General features: G+C 57.6%; 20 protein-coding genes. 15 read left to right on the plus strand and 5 right to left on the minus strand.

Annotated features, from left to right (window positions below):
* Position 1 precedes the first annotated feature (1 nt).
* The 3 genes from eno to ispD all read left to right on the plus strand — a co-directional run bounded on the left by eno (position 2) and on the right by ispD (position 2,445).
* Positions 2–1,288, plus strand: a complete 1,287-nt coding sequence (gene eno, locus EC915_RS17335) for a phosphopyruvate hydratase (protein ID WP_133751753.1) — start codon at positions 2–4, stop codon at positions 1,286–1,288.
* A gap of 156 nt (positions 1,289–1,444) precedes the next feature.
* A complete protein-coding gene (ftsB, locus tag EC915_RS17340; RefSeq protein WP_074752716.1) occupies positions 1,445–1,723 on the plus strand; it encodes a cell division protein FtsB in 279 nt (92 codons plus the stop codon).
* A gap of 11 nt (positions 1,724–1,734) precedes the next feature.
* Entirely contained in the window at positions 1,735–2,445 is a 711-nt protein-coding gene (ispD, locus tag EC915_RS17345; RefSeq protein ID WP_133751754.1) for a 2-C-methyl-D-erythritol 4-phosphate cytidylyltransferase, read from the plus strand.
* Between the two features lie 125 nt (positions 2,446–2,570).
* Here ispD and EC915_RS17350 read toward each other — a convergent pair whose 3' ends face one another.
* The gene (locus tag EC915_RS17350) at positions 2,571–3,467 is read right to left on the minus strand and encodes a LysR substrate-binding domain-containing protein (protein WP_133751755.1); all 897 of its coding nucleotides are present in this window, start codon (positions 3,465–3,467) and stop codon (positions 2,571–2,573) included.
* A gap of 103 nt (positions 3,468–3,570) precedes the next feature.
* Between EC915_RS17350 and EC915_RS17355 the strand changes: the two genes are divergently transcribed.
* The 8 genes from EC915_RS17355 to rpoS all read left to right on the plus strand — a co-directional run bounded on the left by EC915_RS17355 (position 3,571) and on the right by rpoS (position 10,991).
* Positions 3,571–4,683, plus strand: a complete 1,113-nt coding sequence (locus EC915_RS17355; RefSeq protein WP_133751756.1) for an S-(hydroxymethyl)glutathione dehydrogenase/class III alcohol dehydrogenase — start codon at positions 3,571–3,573, stop codon at positions 4,681–4,683.
* Positions 4,684–4,799: 116 nt separating this feature from the next.
* The gene (gene fghA, locus EC915_RS17360) at positions 4,800–5,648 is read left to right on the plus strand and encodes an S-formylglutathione hydrolase (protein ID WP_133751757.1); all 849 of its coding nucleotides are present in this window, start codon (positions 4,800–4,802) and stop codon (positions 5,646–5,648) included.
* Positions 5,649–5,851: 203 nt separating this feature from the next.
* Positions 5,852–6,325, plus strand: a complete 474-nt coding sequence (gene ispF / locus EC915_RS17365) for a 2-C-methyl-D-erythritol 2,4-cyclodiphosphate synthase (protein ID WP_133751758.1) — start codon at positions 5,852–5,854, stop codon at positions 6,323–6,325.
* Entirely contained in the window at positions 6,322–7,380 is a 1,059-nt protein-coding gene (truD, locus tag EC915_RS17370) for a tRNA pseudouridine(13) synthase TruD (RefSeq protein WP_133751759.1), read from the plus strand. The genes ispF and truD overlap by 4 nt, the downstream gene beginning before the upstream one ends.
* Positions 7,368–8,117 carry a 5'/3'-nucleotidase SurE gene (gene surE, locus EC915_RS17375; protein ID WP_133751760.1) on the plus strand — a complete coding sequence of 250 codons (750 nt, stop codon included), beginning with the start codon at positions 7,368–7,370 and terminating at the stop codon, positions 8,115–8,117. The genes truD and surE overlap by 13 nt, the downstream gene beginning before the upstream one ends.
* Positions 8,117–8,794: a protein-L-isoaspartate(D-aspartate) O-methyltransferase gene (locus EC915_RS17380; RefSeq protein WP_133751761.1), complete on the plus strand. Its 678-nt coding sequence runs from the start codon at positions 8,117–8,119 to the stop codon at positions 8,792–8,794. Before surE ends, EC915_RS17380 begins: the two co-directional genes overlap by 1 nt.
* Positions 8,795–8,985: 191 nt before the next feature.
* A complete protein-coding gene (locus tag EC915_RS17385; RefSeq protein WP_133751762.1) occupies positions 8,986–9,882 on the plus strand; it encodes a peptidoglycan DD-metalloendopeptidase family protein in 897 nt (298 codons plus the stop codon).
* Between the two features lie 104 nt (positions 9,883–9,986).
* Positions 9,987–10,991: an RNA polymerase sigma factor RpoS gene (gene rpoS / locus EC915_RS17390; RefSeq protein WP_133751763.1), complete on the plus strand. Its 1,005-nt coding sequence runs from the start codon at positions 9,987–9,989 to the stop codon at positions 10,989–10,991.
* Positions 10,992–11,575: 584 nt separating this feature from the next.
* On the opposite strand, the gene fdxA is transcribed toward rpoS, so the two are convergent.
* Both fdxA and mutS read right to left on the minus strand, forming a co-directional pair.
* Positions 11,576–11,899, minus strand: a complete 324-nt coding sequence (gene fdxA, locus EC915_RS17395) for a ferredoxin FdxA (protein ID WP_133751764.1) — start codon at positions 11,897–11,899, stop codon at positions 11,576–11,578.
* A 230-nt stretch (positions 11,900–12,129) separates the two neighbouring features.
* On the minus strand, positions 12,130–14,697 hold the full coding sequence (mutS, locus tag EC915_RS17400; RefSeq protein ID WP_166651019.1) for a DNA mismatch repair protein MutS: 2,568 nt from the start codon (positions 14,695–14,697) through the stop codon (positions 12,130–12,132).
* 518 nt (positions 14,698–15,215) lie between these two features.
* Here mutS and EC915_RS17405 point away from each other — a divergent pair.
* From EC915_RS17405 to recX, 3 genes are all read left to right on the plus strand, one after another.
* Positions 15,216–15,716, plus strand: coding sequence for a CinA family protein (locus tag EC915_RS17405; RefSeq protein WP_177413391.1), 501 nt, complete (start codon positions 15,216–15,218; stop codon positions 15,714–15,716).
* A gap of 85 nt (positions 15,717–15,801) precedes the next feature.
* Positions 15,802–16,863: a recombinase RecA gene (gene recA / locus EC915_RS17410; RefSeq protein WP_133751767.1), complete on the plus strand. Its 1,062-nt coding sequence runs from the start codon at positions 15,802–15,804 to the stop codon at positions 16,861–16,863.
* Positions 16,864–16,871: 8 nt separating this feature from the next.
* The gene (gene recX, locus EC915_RS17415; protein WP_133751768.1) at positions 16,872–17,339 is read left to right on the plus strand and encodes a recombination regulator RecX; all 468 of its coding nucleotides are present in this window, start codon (positions 16,872–16,874) and stop codon (positions 17,337–17,339) included.
* A gap of 97 nt (positions 17,340–17,436) precedes the next feature.
* On the opposite strand, the gene EC915_RS17420 is transcribed toward recX, so the two are convergent.
* A complete protein-coding gene (locus tag EC915_RS17420) occupies positions 17,437–18,507 on the minus strand; it encodes an LOG family protein (protein ID WP_133751769.1) in 1,071 nt (356 codons plus the stop codon).
* A gap of 466 nt (positions 18,508–18,973) precedes the next feature.
* On the minus strand, positions 18,974–19,399 hold the full coding sequence (locus EC915_RS17425; protein ID WP_133751770.1) for a PA3611 family quorum-sensing-regulated virulence factor: 426 nt from the start codon (positions 19,397–19,399) through the stop codon (positions 18,974–18,976).
* 217 nt (positions 19,400–19,616) lie between these two features.
* Here EC915_RS17425 and EC915_RS17430 point away from each other — a divergent pair, with 217 nt between their 5' ends.
* Complete coding sequence (locus EC915_RS17430; RefSeq protein WP_133751771.1) at positions 19,617–20,327, plus strand: tRNA-uridine aminocarboxypropyltransferase; 711 nt, start codon at positions 19,617–19,619, stop codon at positions 20,325–20,327.
* Positions 20,328–20,447: the final 120 nt, after the last annotated feature.

Here is a 20,447-nt window from a genome sequence, read left to right on the forward strand (position 1 = left end):
AATGGCAAAAATCGTCGACATCAAAGGTCGTGAAGTTCTCGACTCACGTGGTAATCCCACCGTGGAAGCCGATGTGCTCCTCGACAACGGCATCATCGGCAGTGCCTGCGCGCCTTCCGGTGCTTCTACCGGCTCGCGTGAAGCACTTGAACTGCGCGACGGCGACAAGAGCCGTTATCTGGGCAAGGGCGTTCTGAAGGCTGTGGCCAACATCAATGGCCCGATCCGCGACCTGCTGCTGGGCAAGGACCCGGTTGACCAGAAGGCCCTGGATCACGCAATGATTCAGCTCGACGGCACCGAAAACAAGGCAAGCCTTGGCGCCAACGCTATCCTCGCCGTGTCCCTGGCCGCTGCCAAGGCCGCTGCTCAGGATCAGGATCTGCCGCTGTACGCGCACATCGCCAATCTGAACGGCACGCCGGGCGTTTACTCGATGCCGGTACCGATGATGAACATCATCAACGGCGGCGAGCACGCCGATAACAACATCGACATCCAGGAATTCATGATTCAGCCGGTCGGCGCCAAGACCTTCTCCGAAGGCCTGCGCTGGGGCACCGAGATTTTTCACCACCTGAAGGCTGTTCTGAAGGCCCGCGGCCTGAACACCGCAGTGGGTGATGAAGGCGGTTTCGCACCGAACCTGAAATCCAACGCCGATGCCCTCGACGCCATTGCCGAAGCCGTGAAAAACGCCGGCTACAAGCTGGGCACGGATGTGACCCTGGCGCTGGACTGCGCAGCGAGCGAGTTCTACAAGGACGGCAAGTACACCCTCAGCGAAGAAGGCGAATACGATTCCGCCGGTTTCGCCGACTATCTGGCCGATCTGGTCAGCAAGCACCCGATCATCTCCGTCGAAGACGGCCTGGACGAGTCCGATTGGGATGGCTGGAAGATGCTCACCGACAAGATCGGCGACAAGATCCAGTTGGTGGGCGATGACTTGTTCGTGACCAACACCAAGATTTTGAAAGAAGGTATCGAGAAGAAAATCGGTAACTCTATCCTGATCAAGTTCAACCAGATCGGCACCCTGACCGAAACCCTTGAAGCCATCCAGATGGCCAAGGCCGCCGGCTATACGGCAGTAATCTCCCACCGCTCCGGCGAGACCGAAGATTCGACCATTGCCGACCTGGCTGTGGGTACGGCTGCCGGCCAGATCAAGACCGGCTCGTTGAGCCGTTCCGACCGTATTGCCAAATACAACCAGTTGCTGCGTATTGAAGAGCAACTGGGCGCCAAAGCGGTATACCGTGGTCGCGGTGAGTTTCGCGGCTGATTGCAAGATGGTAAAAAGGCAGCAGGCACTGTAGGGCAATTCGCTGAAAGCGTTTTATCCTGATGCCCTGATCCAGGAGCCCGGCGACCACCGGGCTCTTGGGCATTTGAAATGGTCGGTATTTGCTGTCTTTCCACCGGGTAACAGATATTCATAATGCGCAGTCCTAACTGGTTGTTCCTCGTTCTGCTCTTGCTGCTCGCAGGCCTGCAATACCGCTTATGGGTGGGTAATGGCAGTCTTGCACAGGTGGCGAGCCTGACCCAGCAAATCGCCGATCAGCACGCCGAAAACGATGCTTTGCTTGAACGCAACCGGGTCCTGGACGCCGAAGTGCTGGAGTTGAAAAAAGGCCTGGAGACCGTTGAGGAGCGGGCTCGGCACGAGCTTGGCATGGTCAAGGACGGCGAGACTCTCTATCAGTTGGCACAGTGATGTTGGCGTAAATGACACAATCCCTTCCTGCCTTCTGGGCAGTGATTCCCGCAGCGGGTGTGGGTGCCCGTATGGCGGCGGATCGTCCCAAGCAGTATCTGCAATTGGGCGGCCTCACAATTCTTGAACACAGCCTGCTTTGCTTTCTCGATCACCCCCGCCTCAAGGGGTTGGTGATCAGTCTGGCTGTGGATGACCCTTACTGGCCCACGTTGCCTTGTGCGCTTGACTCGCGAATTCAGCAGGTCGCTGGCGGCAAGGAGCGGGCGCACTCAGTACTCAATGCACTGCTGCATCTGCACGCTAATGGCGCCGATGACAGTGACTGGGTGCTGGTGCACGACGCCGCGCGCCCGAATCTGGCCCGCTCCGATCTGGACAATCTGCTGAGTGAGCTTGCGGATGATCCCGTCGGCGGGCTGTTGGCGGTTCCCGCAAAAGACACCTTGAAGCGTGCCGATGCCAATGGGCGAGTGACCGAAACCGTTGATCGCAGTCTGATCTGGCAGGCGTATACACCGCAGATGTTTCGGCTGGGCGTTTTGCATCGGGCGTTGGCGGACAGCCTGGTGTCGAATGTTTCAATTACCGATGAAGCCTCCGCAATTGAATGGGCTGGGCAGTCGCCACGGCTGATTGAAGGCCGCGCCGACAATATCAAGATCACCCGCCCGGAAGATCTGGAATGGCTGCGGCTGCGACGCAGTGAGTTCAACCGCTGATGGGTATCCCGCTGTACTGACTACTGGAGCGAATTCATTCGCGAAATCTTCCAGACGACATGGATAGGTTGTTTGTCCCGGCCTCCAGCGAATAAATTCGCTCCCAGTGGATTCATCATCTGATTTCACTGGCTGTATTCGTCCCGCAACGCCAACCCGGTTTTCAGACAGTCCACCAGCTTCCTGACTTTCGGCGAAAGGTGCCGCTGCTGTGGGTACAGCGCCCATACCGCCGTGCTGGGCGGCTGATGGGCGTCGAGCAAAGAGATCAGGGCTCCGCTTTTCAAATGTTCCAGCACGTAATAATCCGGCAACTGACACAAGCCCATGCCTTGCAATGCAGCGTCCAGTACCGCCTGCCCACTGTTGCAGCGCCAGTTTCCCTGCACCCGTTGGGAAAACTCGCGCCCATTCTGCTGTAGCAACCAACTGTCGGAGCTGCCGATCAGGCAGTTATGCCGGTTTAGCTCCGACAGACTGTGGGGCCGACTGTAACGCTCCACATAGGAAGGTGAGGCGCACAGGTACATGCGTCGGGGCGCAAGACGGGTGGCCACCAGTCGCGACTCCTGCAAGCGACCGAGACGAATTGCCAGGTCCATCCCTTCGTGCACCAGATCCAGCGTGTTATTGGTGAGTTCGATATCGACGCGCAGTTGTGGGTAATCATCCATGAACCGATTGACCAGGGGCACGATGAAGCGCTCGCCGTAGGCCACCGCACAGGTTAGGCGCAACAAACCTTTCGGCTCGCTGGTCAGATCGCCCATTGCACGCAGAGCTTCTTCACGACCATCTTGCAACCGTTGGCAGTGGTGCAAAAACGTCTGACCGGCCTCGGTCAGCACCACTTTGCGTGTGCTGCGGTAAAACAGGCGTGTCTGCAGTCGCTCTTCCAGCCGTGCAATCTGTCGACTGATGTGTGAGGAAGAGACGCCCATGCGCTCGGCCGCTGCTGAAAACTGTCCGCATTCGGCCACTGCGACGAATTCGTCCAGTCCATGCCAGCGATTGGTGTACATCGATTATCCCTACACAGCATTAATGTTTTGCTTTTCGAAGGATTATTAATCAAACGACACTGGTTTACACTCCTGACTTGTTTTTACCTCGCTGGAGATGATGATGATCAAGTCACGTGCTGCCGTAGCGTTCGCGCCCAACCAACCGCTGCAAATCGTCGAAGTGGACGTTGAAGCGCCGAAGGCTGGCGAGGTGCTGATTCGTACCGTTGCATCCGGTGTCTGTCATACCGATGCCTATACCCTGTCCGGTGCCGACTCGGAAGGCGTGTTCCCGTGCATCCTGGGCCACGAGGGTGGCGGTATCGTCGAGGCCGTGGGCGCAGGCGTGACATCGCTGGCTGTAGGCGACCACGTCATTCCGCTCTACACGGCCGAGTGTCGCGAGTGCAAATTCTGCAAGTCCGGTAAAACCAATCTCTGCCAGAAAGTACGTGCTACCCAAGGCAAGGGCCTGATGCCCGATGGAACGACCCGTTTCAGCTACAACGGCGAGCCGGTTTACCACTACATGGGTTGCTCGACGTTTTCCGAGTACACCGTGGTCCCGGAAATCTCTTTGGCGAAAATCCCCAAGGAAGCCCCTCTAGAGAAGGTCTGCCTGCTCGGTTGCGGCGTAACTACCGGTATCGGTGCCGTTCTGAACACGGCCAAGGTTGAAGAGGGTGCAACCGTTGCGATCTTCGGGCTGGGCGGTATCGGGCTTGCGGCGATCATCGGCGCAAAAATGGCCAAGGCGTCGCGCATCATCGCTATCGACATCAACCCGGCGAAGTTCGATGTGGCACGCGAACTGGGCGCCACTGACTTCATCAACCCGAAAGAACACGGCAAGCCGATTCAGGACGTCATCGTTGAATTGACCGACGGTGGCGTGGATTACAGCTTCGAATGCATCGGTAACGTGAAACTCATGCGTGCGGCGCTGGAATGCTGCCATAAGGGTTGGGGTGAGTCAGTCATCATTGGCGTCGCACCTTCGGGTCAGGAAATTGCTACCCGCCCGTTCCAGCTGGTTACCGGTCGCGTCTGGCGCGGGTCGGCATTCGGCGGAGTAAAGGGCCGTACCGAGCTACCAAGCTATGTCGAAAAAGCGCAGACGGGTGAGATTCCGCTGGACACCTTCATCACCCACACCATGGGCCTGGACAGGATCAATGAAGCGTTCGACCTGATGCACGAAGGCAAGAGCATTCGTTCGGTCATCCATTTCTGAGAAGCAGTGACGAGCTACAAGCTTCCAGCTGCAAGAGGGCGCGCCGCTGTCCCTTCTTGCAGCTTGCGGCTTGAAGCTTGCAACTGCTCGAAGCTTGCAACTGAGAGGAGCGACCCATGAGTCTGGAAAACATTTCGTGCCAGAAAAGCTTTGGCGGCTGGCACAAGCGTTACAAACATCACTCCGATGTGCTCGGTTGCGACATGGTGTTTGCTGTTTATCTTCCGCCACAGGCCGAGCAGGGTGCCAGGTTGCCGGTGGTGTACTGGCTGTCGGGTCTGACCTGCACCGATGAGAACTTCATGCAGAAGGCCGGCGCTCTGCGCATCGCCGCCGAGCTCGGATTGATCATTGTGGTGCCGGATACCAGCCCCCGTGGCGCCGATGTGCCGGATGACCCGGACAACGCCTATGATTTCGGTTTGGGCGCAGGCTTCTACCTGAACGCCATCCAGCAACCCTGGGCTCGGCATTACCGCATGTACGACTACGTGGTCAGCGAACTGCCTGCGCTGATCGAAGCACACTTTCCGGCCTCGGAGAACCGCAGTATCAGCGGTCATTCCATGGGCGGTCATGGCGCTTTGGTCTGCGCGTTGCGCAATCCGGGGCGATACCAATCGGTATCGGCTTTCTCGCCGATTGCCAACCCAATGGACTGTCCCTGGGGCCAGAAGGCGTTCTCCCGCTATCTGGGTGAAGACCACTCGCGCTGGCGCGAATGGGATGCTAGCGTGCTGATCGCCGAGGCAACCGAACGTCTGCCGTTACTGGTGGATCAGGGCGATCGTGATGACTTTCTAGCCAATCAGCTCAAGCCCGAAGCGCTGGCGAAGGCGGCCAAAGCCGTGGGCCATCCGCTTGAGCTGCGTCTGCAGCCCGGTTATGACCACAGCTATTACTTCATCGCCAGCTTCATAGAAGATCACCTGCGCTATCACGCCCTGGCCCTGGCAGGGCGATGAGTGGGTGAGGTGAACTTGCTGCTATCGAGAGAAGGACCAGTATCTTTCCTTTGAATGTGAGGCTCAAACTTAGCCCTCGAGAGCGAGCGTGTTCCCACGGTGCCTGGGTCAATGCCTGACAAGCTGCGTCTCAGGCAGCTGGACGCCCTAATAGTCAACAAAGTAGGTAGAATCACGCCCTGACTTTTTCAGGGCGTTTTTTTATGCGTATTGGCCACGGCTATGATGTGCACCGCTTCGCTGAAGGCGATTTCGTTACCTTGGGTGGGCTGCGGATCGCGCACACGTCCGGTTTGCTCGCCCATTCCGACGGTGACGTCCTGTTGCATGCACTGAGCGATGCCTTGCTGGGCGCAGCTGCACTCGGCGACATTGGCAAGCATTTCCCCGATACGGACCCGCAGTTCAAGGGCGCAGACAGCCGCGTGCTGCTGCGTCATGTGCTCAAGCAAGTGAAGGCCAAGGGTTGGAAGGTCGGCAACGTCGACGCCACTATCGTTGCTCAAGCCCCGAAAATGGCGCCACACATCGATACCATGCGCGCGCTGATCGCCGAAGACCTGCAGGTAGAGCTCGATCAAGTTAACGTCAAGGCGACGACCACCGAAAAGCTGGGTTTTACCGGCCGTGAGGAAGGCATTGCGGTTCACGCCGTCGCATTGTTGATCGCCGCATGACCGAATCCGAACTCCTGGGCCCGCGCGCCTATGGCGATACGCTTGGCACAGCAGTGCTGAAAGCCACTGCCGAAGATTTTCAGGTAGATGAAGTGCTGGACATTCCGTTGTCCGGCGACGGCGAGCATCTGTGGTTTTGGGTCGAGAAGCGCGGGCTTAACACCGAAGAAGCTGCGCGCCGTCTGGCCAAGGCTGCCGGTGTGCCGCTGCGCACCGTGGCTTACGCAGGTTTGAAGGACCGCCAGGCGCTGACGCGCCAGTGGTTCAGCATCCAGCTGCCGGGTAAGGCCGACCCCGACATGTCGAGCGCCGAAAACGAAACGCTGAAGCTCCTAGACAGCAAGCGTCACAAACGCAAATTGCAGCGTGGCGCCCATGCCGCTAACGGCTTTTCTCTGCGCTTGACCCAGCTGAAGGGCGACCGGACCGAACTCGACAAGCGCCTGGAAACCATCAAGCTGCGGGGCATCCCCAATTATTTTGGTGCCCAGCGCTTTGGCTACAAAGGCGGCAACGTCGGGGAGGCCCGGCACTATGCCGAACGCCAGGCCCTGCCGGAGCAGCGCAATGTGCGCTCGCGCTTGCTCTCCACGGCGCGCAGTTATCTGTTCAATAAAGTGCTGGCCGCGCGGGTTGCCGATGGCAGCTGGCAATGGGCCCAGGTCGGCGATCTGTTGGCATTTACCGACAGTAGAAGCTTCTTTCCTGCCGGCGAGGCCGAGTGCAGCGACCCGCGTCTGGCGATCCTCGATCTGCATCCCACCGGTCCACAGTGGGGCGAGGGTGGCTCCCCGGCTGCTGGCGCCACTGCCGAGCTGGAAAACCGTATCGCCCTGAGTGAATCTTTGCTCTGTAACTGGTTGATAAAGGCAGGAATGGAACACGAACGTCGCATCCTGCGACTGCCCATCGGGCGGTTGACGTGGCATTATCCCGAGCCTGACATTCTGCAACTGGAATTCGTCCTGCCAGCCGGATGCTTCGCCACCGCATTGGTGCGCGAGCTCGTCGATCTGGCGCCCGCAGGACAGACGGACAGCCCATGCGTATTCTGATTTCAAATGATGATGGGGTCTCGGCACCCGGACTGACTGCGCTCCATGAAGCGCTGGCGGACTATGCCGAGTGCACGGTCATCGCTCCCGATCGAGACAGGAGTGGCGCCAGCAGTTCGCTGACCCTCGATCGCCCGCTGCACCCTCATCAGTTGGACAACGGTTTCATCAGCGTCAACGGTACGCCCACCGACTGCGTACATCTGGGCATCCACGGTCTGCTTGAGCATAACCCGGACATGGTTGTATCCGGCATCAACCTGGGCGCCAATCTGGGGGATGACGTGCTGTATTCCGGCACCGTGGCCGCGGCGCTGGAGGGGCGGTTCCTGCGACGTCCATCGTTCGCCTTTTCATTTCTGTCACGTCAGGTCGATAACCTGGCAACCGCCGCGCACTACGCCCGGCTTCTGGTCGAGGCGCACGAGCAACTCGACCTTCCACCGCGTACCGTATTGAACGTGAATATTCCGAACTTGCCGCTTGACCACGTGCGAGGCATCCAGTTGACTCGGTTGGGGCATCGTACCCGCGCCGCGGCACCGATTCGCGTGGTCGACCCGCGTGGCAGGGCCGGTTACTGGATTGCCGCTGCCGGCGATGCTGAGGACGGCGGGCCGGGCACCGATTTCCATGCCGTGATGCAGGGGTATGTTTCGATTACACCGTTACAACTGGATCGAACCTATCAGGACGGTTTCAACAGCCTGAACGCTTGGCTTGAGGGAATGGCCTGATGTCGCGTGAACAAGATGATCTGTTACGGCGTGGTGTGGGGTTTACCTCGCAGCGCACCCGCGAGCGTTTGATTCAGCGGCTATACGAAGAGGGCATCAGCAACACTGATGTTCTGGACGTCATTTGCAAGACGCCTCGTCATCTGTTCGTGGACGAGGCGCTGGCGCATCGCGCCTATGAAGACACCGCTTTACCAATCGGTAACAACCAGACCATTTCCCAGCCTTACATGGTTGCACGCATGAGCGAGCTGCTGTTGGCGGCAGGACCGCTGGACAAGGTGCTGGAGATTGGTACTGGCTCGGGTTATCAGACCGCCATTCTGGCGCAATTGGTGGAGCGGGTGTTCTCTGTCGAGCGCATCAAGGGGTTGCAGGACCGGGCAAAGGAGCGTCTTCTCGAACTCAACCTGCGCAACATGGTGTTTCGCTGGGGGGACGGCTGGGAGGGCTGGCCAGCGCTGGCGCCTTACAATGGCATTATTGTGACCGCGGTGGCGACCGATGTGCCTCAGGCCCTGCTGGACCAACTGGCACCGGGCGGGCGCCTGGTGATTCCGGTTGGATCAGGGGAAGTACAGCAACTGATGTTGATTATTCGCGAAGACAAAGGCTTCTCCCGGCATGTCCTGGGCGCGGTGAGATTTGTGCCATTGCTCAATGGCCCGTTGGCATAAGTACTGTTTTACAGCTGCAATGAATTCCGCGACGCGCCATCGGTCTACAGGCAGGCGATTTTCAATCAGGGCCTGGCCGACTCGCCGCTCGTCGTCTTGAAGTTTTTCGTAATCAGTTTCCCCATGGCTGCCCGTCATCTTCACGACACAATAGGCAGCTTTAATTCAGTCACCGGTAAAGGGAGTGGCGGGTGAGTCTCACAGTCATTCGGCAGCGTACGTTTTCAGCAAGTTTTCCACGTCTGGTGATTGGCATTGCCCTGAGTGTCCTTCTGGTCGGCTGCTCCAGCACACCAAAGGGAGGAGTGCGTGTCGTCGATCGCAATGGCGGTAAAACGGCGGCACCCACTCGGCAACCCGTGACGACCGGTCAGTATGTCGTTAAGCGCGGCGATACGCTGTTTTCCATTGCTTTCCGTTACGGTTGGGACTGGAAAGCCTTGGCCGCCCGTAACAATGTTCCCGAGCCCTACACCATTCATGTCGGTCAGACGATTCGCTTCGATGGGCGTTCGAATTCATCTTCTACCGCGGTTGTTGGCGCCCCGGTGGTTGTTCCTCAAACCACCACCGGCAATTCCAGCTCTGCTTCCGGGTCAATTAAAACCACGGTGATTACACGGCCTGTTGAGGGCAGTTCAGGTGGCAATGGGGCGCCATCGACAAGCCCGATAAACACGCCTGTAAACACTCCGGTCGTTGCTGGAGCGCGGTCGGCGAGCGGTTGGGCGTGGCCTGCGAGCGGTGTTTTAATCAGTAAATTTTCTTCAAACGGTAGTTTGAATAAAGGCATTGATATCGCGGGTGATTTGGGACAGCCTGTTTTGGCAGCGTCTGATGGTTCAGTGGTATACGCCGGGAGTGGATTGCGGGGCTACGGCGAATTAATCATCATCAAACACAGCGATACCTACGTCAGTGCTTACGGTCACAACCGCAGGCTCTTGGTTCGGGAGGGGCAACAGGTCAAGGCAGGGCAGGCAATTGCCGAGATGGGGTCCACGGGGACTGACCGAGTGAAGCTGCATTTTGAGATTCGCCGTCAGGGTAAGCCGGTAGACCCACTGGAATTCTTGCCACGTCGTTGATCGGTTACCAGTCTGTTCCTGTCGTAGAGGGGACAGGCTCAGGTGATGCCAAGGAAAAAGGCGCCACTGGAGCTTGAGGTCGAACTCACCAAAGGACTATAACAATGGCTCTCAACAGAGAATTGCCGGAGTTTGACATAGACGATGAGGTTCTCCTTATGGAGCCCGAGATCGTCCTGGATTCTGCAGCGGATGAGAAGCCAGCTACACCTTCTGTTCGTGCAAGGACCAAAAACTCCGCAGCACTCAAGCAACACAAATACATCGATTACACGCGGGCACTGGATGCCACGCAGCTTTACCTCAACGAGATCGGCTTCTCCCCTTTACTGTCTCCGGAAGAAGAGGTTCATTTTGCGCGATTGTCGCAAAAAGGGGACCCGGCCGGGCGCAAGCGCATGATTGAGAGCAATCTGCGGCTAGTGGTTAAAATTGCCAGACGCTATGTCAATCGTGGCCTTTCGTTGCTGGATCTCATTGAGGAGGGCAACCTTGGCCTCATCCGGGCGGTTGAGAAATTCGATCCGGAGCGTGGTTTCCGATTCTCGACATATGCAACCTGGTGGATCCGTCAGACCATCGAGCGCGCGATCATGAATCAGACGCGGACCATCCGCCTGCCGATTCATGTGGTCAAAGAGCTCAATGTCTACCTGCGGGCAGCGCGGGAGTTGACCCAGAAACTCGATCACGAGCCTTCACCGGAAGAGATCGCCAACCTGCTCGAAAAGCCGGTAGGCGAAGTCAAGCGTATGTTGGGCCTCAATGAGCGGGTGTCCTCGGTGGATGTGTCTCTTGGCCCTGACTCCGACAAGACGTTGCTCGACACGCTGACCGATGATCGGCCTACCGACCCGTGCGAGTTGCTGCAGGACGATGATCTTTCCCAGAGCATCGATCAGTGGTTGTCCGAGTTGACTGACAAACAACGTGAAGTGGTTATACGTCGTTTCGGCTTGCGCGGGCATGAGAGCAGCACACTGGAAGACGTAGGTCTTGAGATCGGCCTGACTCGCGAGCGCGTGCGGCAGATTCAGGTCGAGGGGCTGAAGCGCTTACGGGAAATTCTAGAAAAGAACGGGTTGTCCAGTGAGTCCCTTTTCCAATGAACTAGCACTCCATTCCCACAATTAATAGCGAATTAGCTCATCAGAAGCTCCAATTAGTTGGGGCTTCTTTCATTGTGGCTGATCAATCTGGACACGTGGTGTGGAGACTTAAAAGCTCAACCATCACGTCGGCTCAATGCTCGGTCCAGATGTGAGTTTTTCTAACTTTGGTTGTGAGAAACTTCTTACGTGAGGTGTCAGTTAATGCACTATTTCCTGCCAGTGAGCGCCGCTTTGCAAAGAGCGATGTGGTGTATCTGTTTGATTTAGGTCGTATTTATTTTTTGCGATTAATGGATCCCGGTATTGTTTTGCAAACTCCGGGCTATTGCCATGGTCCGATAATTCACTAAGATCGGAACTGTACCAACGGATGGGTACAGGCGGTCACGGAAGACTGCTCACGGACATCGCAGGATGCGATTCATCAGGATGATGGAAAAGGAATGAAGGGATTACGGAAAATGTGGGCGGGTCAAACCGCCCCTTTTTCTTACTCGCATGATGCGAGTTACCTCAGACTCAGGTTCAATGTAAAAAGGCCCCGGTGGGCCTTTTTACATTTCCGGGCGTCGTTAAAGAGCTTATCGCTCCAGGTTAGCGATCTTGCCAGGCTTGCCATCCCACTCCGCAGCATCCGGCAGTGAATCTTTTTTCTCGGTAATGTTGGGCCAGACATCTGCAAGCTCAGCGTTAAGCTCAATGAAACTCTCCATGCCGGCCGGAATCTCGTCTTCCGAGAAAATCGCGACGGCAGGGCATTCAGGCTCGCAAAGCGCGCAATCGATGCACTCGTCCGGGTGAATTACCAGGAAGTTTGGGCCTTCGTAAAAGCAGTCCACCGGACAGACTTCTACGCAGTCGGTGTACTTGCACTTGATGCAGTTGTCGGTGACGACGAAGGTCATTTCTAATTTTCTCCTCAGGCGGCGGCAGCAGAGCCCTTCACGTCAGGGTTGCTCGGTTGGGATCGATCCCGGGCCATTCAGAACACAGTCAGCCCCGCCCTCTGTCAACAGGACACAAGGGCATGGTTTGGTTCGCCATGTTCGAACGCGGCTCGGAACCCGTACAGTAAGGCGCAAGACCGCACCGTACCCAAACCGCGCGGGATTCTAACAGCTTGTTGCGCATACCGTTAGATCCGGTTTTGCAGTCCATATAACCATTCGATTGCCTGGCGCGGCGTCATGTCGTCGATTTTCAGCGTCGACAGCTCCTCCAGGACAGGGTGCGGCAGGACAGCGAACATGTCGGCCTGCTGCGGTGCAGGCGCCTTACCGGATTTTGGTTTGTGCTGCTCATGGGGCAGGCTGGTTGTTTCCAGGCGCTGCAAATGCTCTTTGGCGCGGGTGATCACTTTGGCTGGAACCCCCGCCAGTTGCGCCACGGCCAACCCATAGCTTTGGCTCGCAGGCCCTGGGAGCACGCGGTGCAGAAACACGATGCGCTCGTTATGTTCGGTGGCGTTGAGGTGCACGTTTGCCACCAAAGGTTCGCTATCCGGGAGCACTGTCAGCTCGAAATAATGGGTGGCGAACAGGGTGTAGGCGCGAAGCTGGGCCAGACACTCTGCCGCCGCCCAGGCCAACGATAGACCGTCGAACGTGCTGGTCCCGCGTCCGACTTCATCCATTAGCACCAGACTCTTGTCGGTAGCGTTGTGCAGGATGTTGGCCGTTTCGCTCATTTCCACCATGAATGTCGACCGGCCACCGGCCAGGTCATCGCTGGAGCCGATGCGGGTGAAAATGCGGTCGACCAGGGACAGCTCGCAGCTGGCGGCCGGAACGAAACTGCCGATGTGGGCCAGCAGCACGATCAAGGCGGTCTGACGCATGTAGGTGGATTTACCGCCCATGTTGGGACCGGTGATCACTAACATGCGGGTGTTGTCGTTCAAATCCAGATCATTGGCCACGAAGGGTGACGTCAGAACCTGTTCGACCACCGGATGACGCCCTTGCTCGATGCGCATGCAGGGTTCGTCGGTAAAGCGTGGGCAGTTCAAGTCCAGACTCAGCGCTCGCTCTGCAAGATTGCTCAAGACATCCAGTTCGGCCAGGGCCGCAGCAGTGTCCTGCAGTGGCGCGAGATGGCCGATAAGGTCCTCCAGCAGTGCTTCGTAAAGCATCTTTTCCCGAGCCAGAGCGCGACTTTTGGCGGACAAGGCTTTGTCTTCGAACTCTTTCAGCTCCGGTGTGATGAAGCGTTCGGCGCCCTTGAGCGTCTGGCGACGAATGTAGTCGGCGGGCGCCTGCTCGGCCTGCTTGCTCGGCAGCTCGATGAAGTAGCCGTGTACACGGTTGTAGCCGACCTTGAGATTGGCAAGTCCTGTACGGGCCTTCTCGCGGGTTTCCAGATCAATCAGGAACTGACCGGCGTTTTCGCTGAGCGACAGCAATTCGTCCAGTTCGCCGTCGTAGCCGGTTTTCAGCACGCCACCGTCGCGGATGACCGCAGGTGGGTTGTCAATGATCGCCCGCTGCAGCAGATCGGCGAGTTCCGGGTAGGTGCCAGCCGTTTTGGCCAGCTGTTGGATATGAGGAGCCTCGAGCTCGGCCAGCGCCAGTTGCAACTCTGGCAGTGCCCCAAGGGCGTCACGCAGGCGCGCCAGATCCCGTGGCCGGGCATTACGTAAACCGATTCGGGCAAGAATCCGCTCGATATCGCCGATTTCCTTGAGCTGGGGTTGCAGATTCTCGAATCGGTAGCGTTCGAGGAAGCAGCCGATCGATTCCTGCCGCGCCTGTAGCACTTTCAAATCACGCAGCGGCCGATTCAGCCAGCGGGTCAGCAGCCGGGTCGCCATCGCGGTCTGGCAGCAGTCCATGACTGACTGCAATGTATTGTCGCGACCTCCGGCCAGGTTGATGTCCAGCTCCAGATTGCGACGACTGGCGCCGTCAAGGATAACCGTGTCGTCCATACGCTCGTGACGCAGGCTGCGCAAGTGGGGTAGGGCAGTACGCTGAGTCTCCTTTGCATAGCCTAATAGGCAGCCAGCTGCGCCGATGGCCAGGGTCAGCGCTTCACAACCGAAGCCTTTGAGGTCCTGTGTCGAGAATTGTTGACACAGACTCTTATGCGCCGTGTCCCGTTCGAAATCCCAAGGCGCGCGACGACGAGAGCCCCGGCGCTTCTCGGCGGGCAGACCCTGAGGCCAGTCATCCGGGATAAGTAATTCAACCGGGTTAATGCGTTCGAGTTCGGCCAGCAGATTCTCCCAGCCCTTGATTTCCTGAACGGTGAAGTTACCGCTGGTGATGTCCAGCACCGCCAGGCCAAACAGACGTTCGTCACCCAGCACGGCAGCGATCAGGTTGTCGCGACGTTCGTCGAGCAAGGCTTCATCGCTCACAGTCCCTGGGGTGATGATACGTACCACTTGACGTTCGACGGGGCCTTTGCTGGTGGCCGGATCGCCGATTTGCTCACAGATCACCACCGATTCGCCCAGCTTCACCAGCTTGGCCAGATAGCCTTCGGCGGCATGATAAGGAATTCCGCACATGGGAATGCTTTGGCCTGCCGATTGGCCGCGTGCGGTTAGGGTAATGTCCAGCAGCTTGGCAGCCTTCTTGGCGTCTTCGTAGAAAATTTCATAGAAGTCGCCCATTCGATAGAACATCAGCTGTTCCGGATGCTGGTTTTTCAGCCTCCAGTACTGTTGCATCATTGGGGTGTGCGAAGAGAGATCGGAAATTGCTTTATTCATCAGTTCTTTAGGCAAATTCGTTGGAAGATTTGGGCAAATGGGGAGTGCCGCGTGGGACGCCACCTACGTGGGCCAACGCCGGGTCCGATTGCTTTTGCGATGGGCGCAAGGTTACCACGCACGTTCGTCAGCCGCAGGTTTGGCTCATTCGTCACCACTCGTTTCAGCCTCTATATAAGGCTCGCGTAGCTGTCTAGGCTACGGGGGCAGCTGTCCGATTCGGAACGGCGTTGTCAAAAAAGGAGCTTTATATGCGACGTAAACGGGGTAGGGACGCAACCAATGGGCGCTTCATCACGCTTGAAGAGGCACAGCAGCGTCCTCGGGAAACAATCGTTGAAACGGTCAGGAAACCCTGTCCGAAAGAGAAGAAACCGCTCGCCAAGCAACAGGAGTCTGCTTAGATGATCTGGCAGGCGCGGTTGCCATCCACGCCGCGTCTGTCTTGCGCAAGCGCTGCGCTCGTGTAGCGTATCCCTGTCGCTCTAATGTTACGGAGAGTTTCTGTGGACAATATCACTCAACTGGCAGCTGCATTGGGCAAGCACCTGCTGCAAGCCCGGGCGCAGGTGAGCACCGCCGAATCCTGCACCGGCGGCGGTATCGCTGAGGCCATTACACGTATCGCCGGCAGTTCGGCCTGGTTCGAAGCCGGTTATGTGACTTACTCCAATCGGCAGAAGACCTGCCAACTCGGTGTCGATGGAGAGTTATTTGGGCGTGTCGGTGCCGTCAGTCGGGAAGTCGTCGAAGCCATGGCGCGGGGCGCCCAGGTCAACAGCTGCGCACGGTTCTCGGTTGCGGTCAGCGGCGTCGCCGGCCCAGACGGTGGCTCTGCACAAAAGCCGGTGGGCACCGTATGGATTTGTTGGGGCGTGGACGAACAGCTGATCACCGAGCGCTTTCAGTTCACCGGAGATCGCGACGCGGTGCGTCGACAGACGGTGAAGTCCGCTCTGGAAGGGCTGATCCGGCTCACGTGTGGAGAAATACCAAATCGGGGGTAGGCGCGCGCTTAACCCTGTGGAATAATACTGTCTACTTATACAGTTATATCGGCCGTCAGGCCTAACCTATCACGAGAGGACTTCAATGGACGACAACAAGAAGAAAGCCTTGGCTGCGGCCTTGGGTCAGATCGAGCGCCAGTTCGGCAAAGGTGCCGTAATGCGCATGGGTGACCATGACCGCCAGGCTATTCCTGCTATCTCTACCGGCTCGCTGGGTCTCGATATCGCACTGGGTATCGGCGGCCTGCCAAAAGGCCGGATCGTTGAAATCTACGGTCCTGAGTCTTCCGGCAAAACCACCATGACCCTGTCGGTCATTGCCGAAGCCCAAAAGATGGGCGCCACCTGTGCATTCGTCGATGCGGAACACGCCCTCGACCCTGAGTACGCTGGCAAGCTGGGCGTCAACGTTGACGACCTGTTGGTATCGCAGCCGGACACCGGTGAGCAGGCGCTTGAAATCACCGACATGCTGGTGCGTTCCAACGCCATTGACGTCATCGTCGTCGACTCTGTGGCTGCCTTGGTGCCGAAGGCCGAGATCGAAGGCGAAATGGGCGACATGCACGTTGGCCTTCAAGCCCGTCTGATGTCCCAGGCGCTGCGCAAGATCACTGGTAACATCAAGAACGCCAACTGTCTGGTTATCTTCATCAACCAGATCCGTATGAAGATCGGCGTCATGTTCGGCAGCCCGGAAACCACTACCGGTGGTAACGCGCTGAAGTTCTATGCCTCGGTTCGTCTGGATATCCGTCGCACCGGCGCGGTTAAAGATGGCGACGAAGTGGTCGGCAGCGAGACTCGCGTCAAGGTCGTCAAGAACAAGGTCGCTCCTCCGTTCCGTCAGGCTGAATTCCAGATTCTGTACGGCAAGGGCATCTACCGTAACGGCGAGATCATCGACCTGGGCGTGTTGCATGGTCTGCTGGAGAAATCCGGTGCATGGTACAGCTATCAGGGCAACAAGATAGGTCAGGGTAAAGCCAACTCGGCCAAGTTCCTGCAGGACAATCCGGAAATCGGTGCAACCCTGGAGAGACAAATCCGTGAAAAGCTTCTGACTGCCAAGCCTGACGTCAAAGCTCAATCGTCTCGCGTTGCTGAAGGCGACGTGGCCGAAGTCGAAGATGCTGACATCTGATTTCAGTCATGTCGGTAGAGCTTGACACGCCCCTCGCCGTACGGCGTACTGCAATGGACCTGCTCGCACGTCGCGAGCATGGTCGGGTCGAGCTGACGCGTAAACTGCGTCAGCGCGGCGCCCCGCCTGAATTGATCGACGCTGCCCTCGACCGTCTAACGGATGAGGGTTTGCTATCCGAATCTCGTTACCTCGAAAGCTTTGTTTCCTATCGTGCTCGTTCTGGCTACGGTCCATTGCGTATTCGCGAGGAGTTGGGGCAGCGCGGATTGCAGCGTCCAGACATCGAGTTGGCACTTCGCGAATGCGGTGTCGACTGGCGAGAAAAGCTGCAGGAATCCTGGCATCGCAAGTTTGGGGGGCGGCTCCCCAAAGACGCGCGCGAGCGAGGTCAGCAGATGCGATTTCTGAGTTATCGCGGCTATCCTCCAGATCTGATCAGGCGGCTGCTGAGCGGCAAAGGCTACGACGACTGACGATGCCGCCCGGCATTACTCGATTACTGCACCGCAAGTGTTACCCCCAGAGCTAGTCGGTTGCCTTCACTGGTTCTCGGCCTCGGACTGGCCGCGGTTACAACGGCTGTGCCCAGTTTTCGCGCAAATTGATATAATCCACCAGCGCTCGCAGGCGCCCGTGATTGCGACCATTGAACTTGAACGCGAGCCGGGTGAGGTGGCTGAACTGCTCTTCATCGTATTCGTCCTGATGCCCGTACTGCTGGAAATCATCGCTCAGATGCAGATCGGCGAACTCTCGTTGCATATGGGCCAAGGCAGTTTCGCTAAGCGCATGATGCATTCGAATCACGAAGGTGTTTTTCAGCCAGCGGCTTGAATGAAAGTTGCTGTAGAACTGATTGATCTCCGCTACGGCTTCTTCTGCGCTGTAGACCAGCCTGAGCAGGTTCAGGTCGGTTGGAAGGATATAGCGGTTGGCCTCCAGCTCGTTCCTGATGAAACTCAACGCCACTTCCCAGAACGTGCCCCCGGGGGCATCCAGCAGAACGATTGGCACCAGCGGGCTTTTGCCAGTCTGGATCAGAGTCAACACCTCTAGTGCTTCATCCAGCGTGCCGAAACCACCAGGGCATAGCACCAGTGCGTCGGCCTCCTTGACGAAGAACAGCTTGCGGGTAAAGAAAAAGTGGAAGGGCAACAGGTTGCCGGTGCCATCGACCGTGGCATTGGCATGTTGCTCAAAGGGCAGCGTGATATTGAAGCCCAGGCTGTGATCCAACCCCGCACCTTCATGGGCCGCCGCCATGATCCCGCCACCGGCACCGGTGATGACCATCAGATCAGCTGCCGCAAGCTTTGTGCCCAACTCGCGAGCCAAGGCATACAGCGGATGTTCCAGCGGCGTACGGGCAGAGCCGAATACCGTTACCTTGCGCCGTCCACGGAACTGTTCAAGCACGCGAAAAGCGTTGTCCAGTTCGCGCAGGGCTTGCAAGGTGATTTTGGCGTTCCAGCGATTGCGATCATCGTGAGCCATGCGCAGGACGGTCAGCATCATATCGTGGTAAAGCGGAAGGTTGGGGCTGTTGGGTGCAACCAGGTTGAGTTGTTCCTCGATCTTGCTGAGGTCGACTCCGTTGCTTTGGAAGTGAAGAGACAACGCATCGTTAGGTACGTAAGGCATGCAAACTTTCTCCTTGGGCAGAATCAACAATCCTGTCGACGGCGACAGGATCACGACGCATCCTGCATCGCTGCTGCTAGCCCACTCTAAGAATGGTCAGGTACGGTTGGCGACAGAGTTGCGCCACAGTGACTCTGCTTGTGTCCATGGTTGGGATAAAGAAACATTGAGCGCAACGACAGCGCCGGGCAACCCTTTTTTGCCTCGGAAACGTGAGCGCTCGCAAAAGCCTGATGATGTGCCGGAACATAAATGCTGGCAATGCCCATTTGAAGGGGCGAGCCGAGTCGGTTGGTCAATACCGAGGTCGCGTAATGGCCGAGGCCGCGCGTAGAGGACTTCAGAATGTGCAGCGGGAGTGCATCAGGCGCCTGAGTCAGAACGGCAAGCATTCTTGTGAGGGTCAGGCGCCGGTTGGTTATGTGCCAAGGACTAGCCTTGTCGCACGGCTTGTTCAACCAACCGATTACTTTTTCCTGGCAGGCAGTTTTGCGTTGCAATCGGCTGCGGTGATCTGCTGGGTAGTGATCAAGTGATCGGTTTTGTATTCCCGGAACTCGTAGCGAAGTATTGCGCCCTTGGCCATCAACTGGCGATAGCCGGTGTTACGACAAACGCTGGTGCCCAATTGACGACCAACAAGTTCGGGGTTCTCACGCATTTGCTCGGCCTGGCCGGCTTGAACGCTGAGGTGGTCGATCAGGATCTTCCCGTCGACGGTGTAACCTTGGTCAAGAATGTCCTCGCTAAGGGCGTTGGGCTTTCCGACGTTGCTTTTCGCCGCGACTTGTTCCAGCTCTTTATTCAGTTCGTAATCCTGTTTGGACGCCGCGTTGGCGCACAGCGGAGCGACGAGCAAAAGCGTGAGGGTAGGGGCGATAAGGCGCAGCATTAGACTCTCCTGGGGCAGTGAACGTCGTTGGACCGGATGCAACCGCTTGCGTTCACTGGTGAGTTGGGGCTTTGAAGGTCGGGCAGTATAGGTGAGTCGCCTCGACAGACACCAGAGAACCGGGCAGCTCTGGTAGACTGCCGACATTTCAATGCCGGATATTCGTCGTGGTGCTGCCTTTGTTTCGCCCAGGTTCGTCGCGCAGGTGCTGCGACTCATGAGCCACGCTGTCTCACGTCTACGCGCCGAACGACTGGCCCGCAGCACCAAACCCTTCATCGCTCGCGGTTCCCGGGCGCCGCGTTGTCCCGGGTGTAGGGTGATCGAAAGTTACTGCCTGTGTGCATGGAAACCGACCGTCCCGGCTAAATCAGGAATGTGTCTATTGATGTATGACACCGAGCCGCTGAAGCCTACCAATACCGGCTGGTTGATCGCCGACGTGATCAAGGAAACCGAGGCTTTCGGCTGGTCTCGAATCGATGTGGATGAAAAACTCCCCGCGTTGCTCAACGATCCGCAATGGCAGCCCTATATCGTGTTTCCTGGCGAGTTTGTCGCTGCAGAACGTGTCGTAACCCAGGTCAATCTGGCTCCGGGCAAGCGCCCGCTGTTTGTCCTGCTCGATGCGACCTGGCCGGAGGCACGCAAGATGTTCCGCAAGAGCCCATATCTTGATCGTTTGCCGGTATTGAGTCTGGAGCCGGAGCAGATGTCGCGTTATCGTCTGCGACGTTCGAAGCGCGACGATCATTTCTGCACCGCTGAAGTGGCGGCGTTGTGTTTGGAACTCGCGGACGATCAGCAGGCGGCCAGGGTGTTGGATGCGTATCTGGATGTATTCAGTGCTCATTATCTGGGCGCGAAGTTTCAACTGCCGGTCGACCCGGACGATGCGCCGCACAGCTATTTGAAAGGTTTTATATAAACCGGGTGGCTTTACGTTCACCGGATTGGCCGCTTTTGATTTTAGCGCCAGGCCGCACCCGCGAGCTTGTTCGCGGCGTGCGGCCTGAATCCGTCAGCGCTTCCTTATAAACAGGATCAT

The organism is Pseudomonas sp. LP_7_YM, from assembly GCF_004364435.1.
Classification (GTDB): Bacteria; Pseudomonadota; Gammaproteobacteria; order Pseudomonadales; family Pseudomonadaceae; genus Aquipseudomonas.

Coding starts and splice junctions, on each gene's coding strand:
- eno (WP_133751753.1), top strand. CDS start 2: ATGGCAAAAATCGTCGACATCAAAGGTCGTGAAGTTCTCGACTCACGT.
- ftsB (WP_074752716.1), top strand. CDS start 1,445: ATGCGCAGTCCTAACTGGTTGTTCCTCGTTCTGCTCTTGCTGCTCGCA.
- ispD (WP_133751754.1), top strand. CDS start 1,735: ATGACACAATCCCTTCCTGCCTTCTGGGCAGTGATTCCCGCAGCGGGT.
- EC915_RS17350 (WP_133751755.1), bottom strand. CDS start 3,467: ATGTACACCAATCGCTGGCATGGACTGGACGAATTCGTCGCAGTGGCC.
- EC915_RS17355 (WP_133751756.1), top strand. CDS start 3,571: ATGATCAAGTCACGTGCTGCCGTAGCGTTCGCGCCCAACCAACCGCTG.
- fghA (WP_133751757.1), top strand. CDS start 4,800: ATGAGTCTGGAAAACATTTCGTGCCAGAAAAGCTTTGGCGGCTGGCAC.
- ispF (WP_133751758.1), top strand. CDS start 5,852: ATGCGTATTGGCCACGGCTATGATGTGCACCGCTTCGCTGAAGGCGAT.
- truD (WP_133751759.1), top strand. CDS start 6,322: ATGACCGAATCCGAACTCCTGGGCCCGCGCGCCTATGGCGATACGCTT.
- surE (WP_133751760.1), top strand. CDS start 7,368: ATGCGTATTCTGATTTCAAATGATGATGGGGTCTCGGCACCCGGACTG.
- EC915_RS17380 (WP_133751761.1), top strand. CDS start 8,117: ATGTCGCGTGAACAAGATGATCTGTTACGGCGTGGTGTGGGGTTTACC.
- rpoS (WP_133751763.1), top strand. CDS start 9,987: ATGGCTCTCAACAGAGAATTGCCGGAGTTTGACATAGACGATGAGGTT.
- fdxA (WP_133751764.1), bottom strand. CDS start 11,899: ATGACCTTCGTCGTCACCGACAACTGCATCAAGTGCAAGTACACCGAC.
- recA (WP_133751767.1), top strand. CDS start 15,802: ATGGACGACAACAAGAAGAAAGCCTTGGCTGCGGCCTTGGGTCAGATC.
- recX (WP_133751768.1), top strand. CDS start 16,872: ATGTCGGTAGAGCTTGACACGCCCCTCGCCGTACGGCGTACTGCAATG.
- EC915_RS17420 (WP_133751769.1), bottom strand. CDS start 18,507: ATGCCTTACGTACCTAACGATGCGTTGTCTCTTCACTTCCAAAGCAAC.
- EC915_RS17425 (WP_133751770.1), bottom strand. CDS start 19,399: ATGCTGCGCCTTATCGCCCCTACCCTCACGCTTTTGCTCGTCGCTCCG.
- EC915_RS17430 (WP_133751771.1), top strand. CDS start 19,617: ATGAGCCACGCTGTCTCACGTCTACGCGCCGAACGACTGGCCCGCAGC.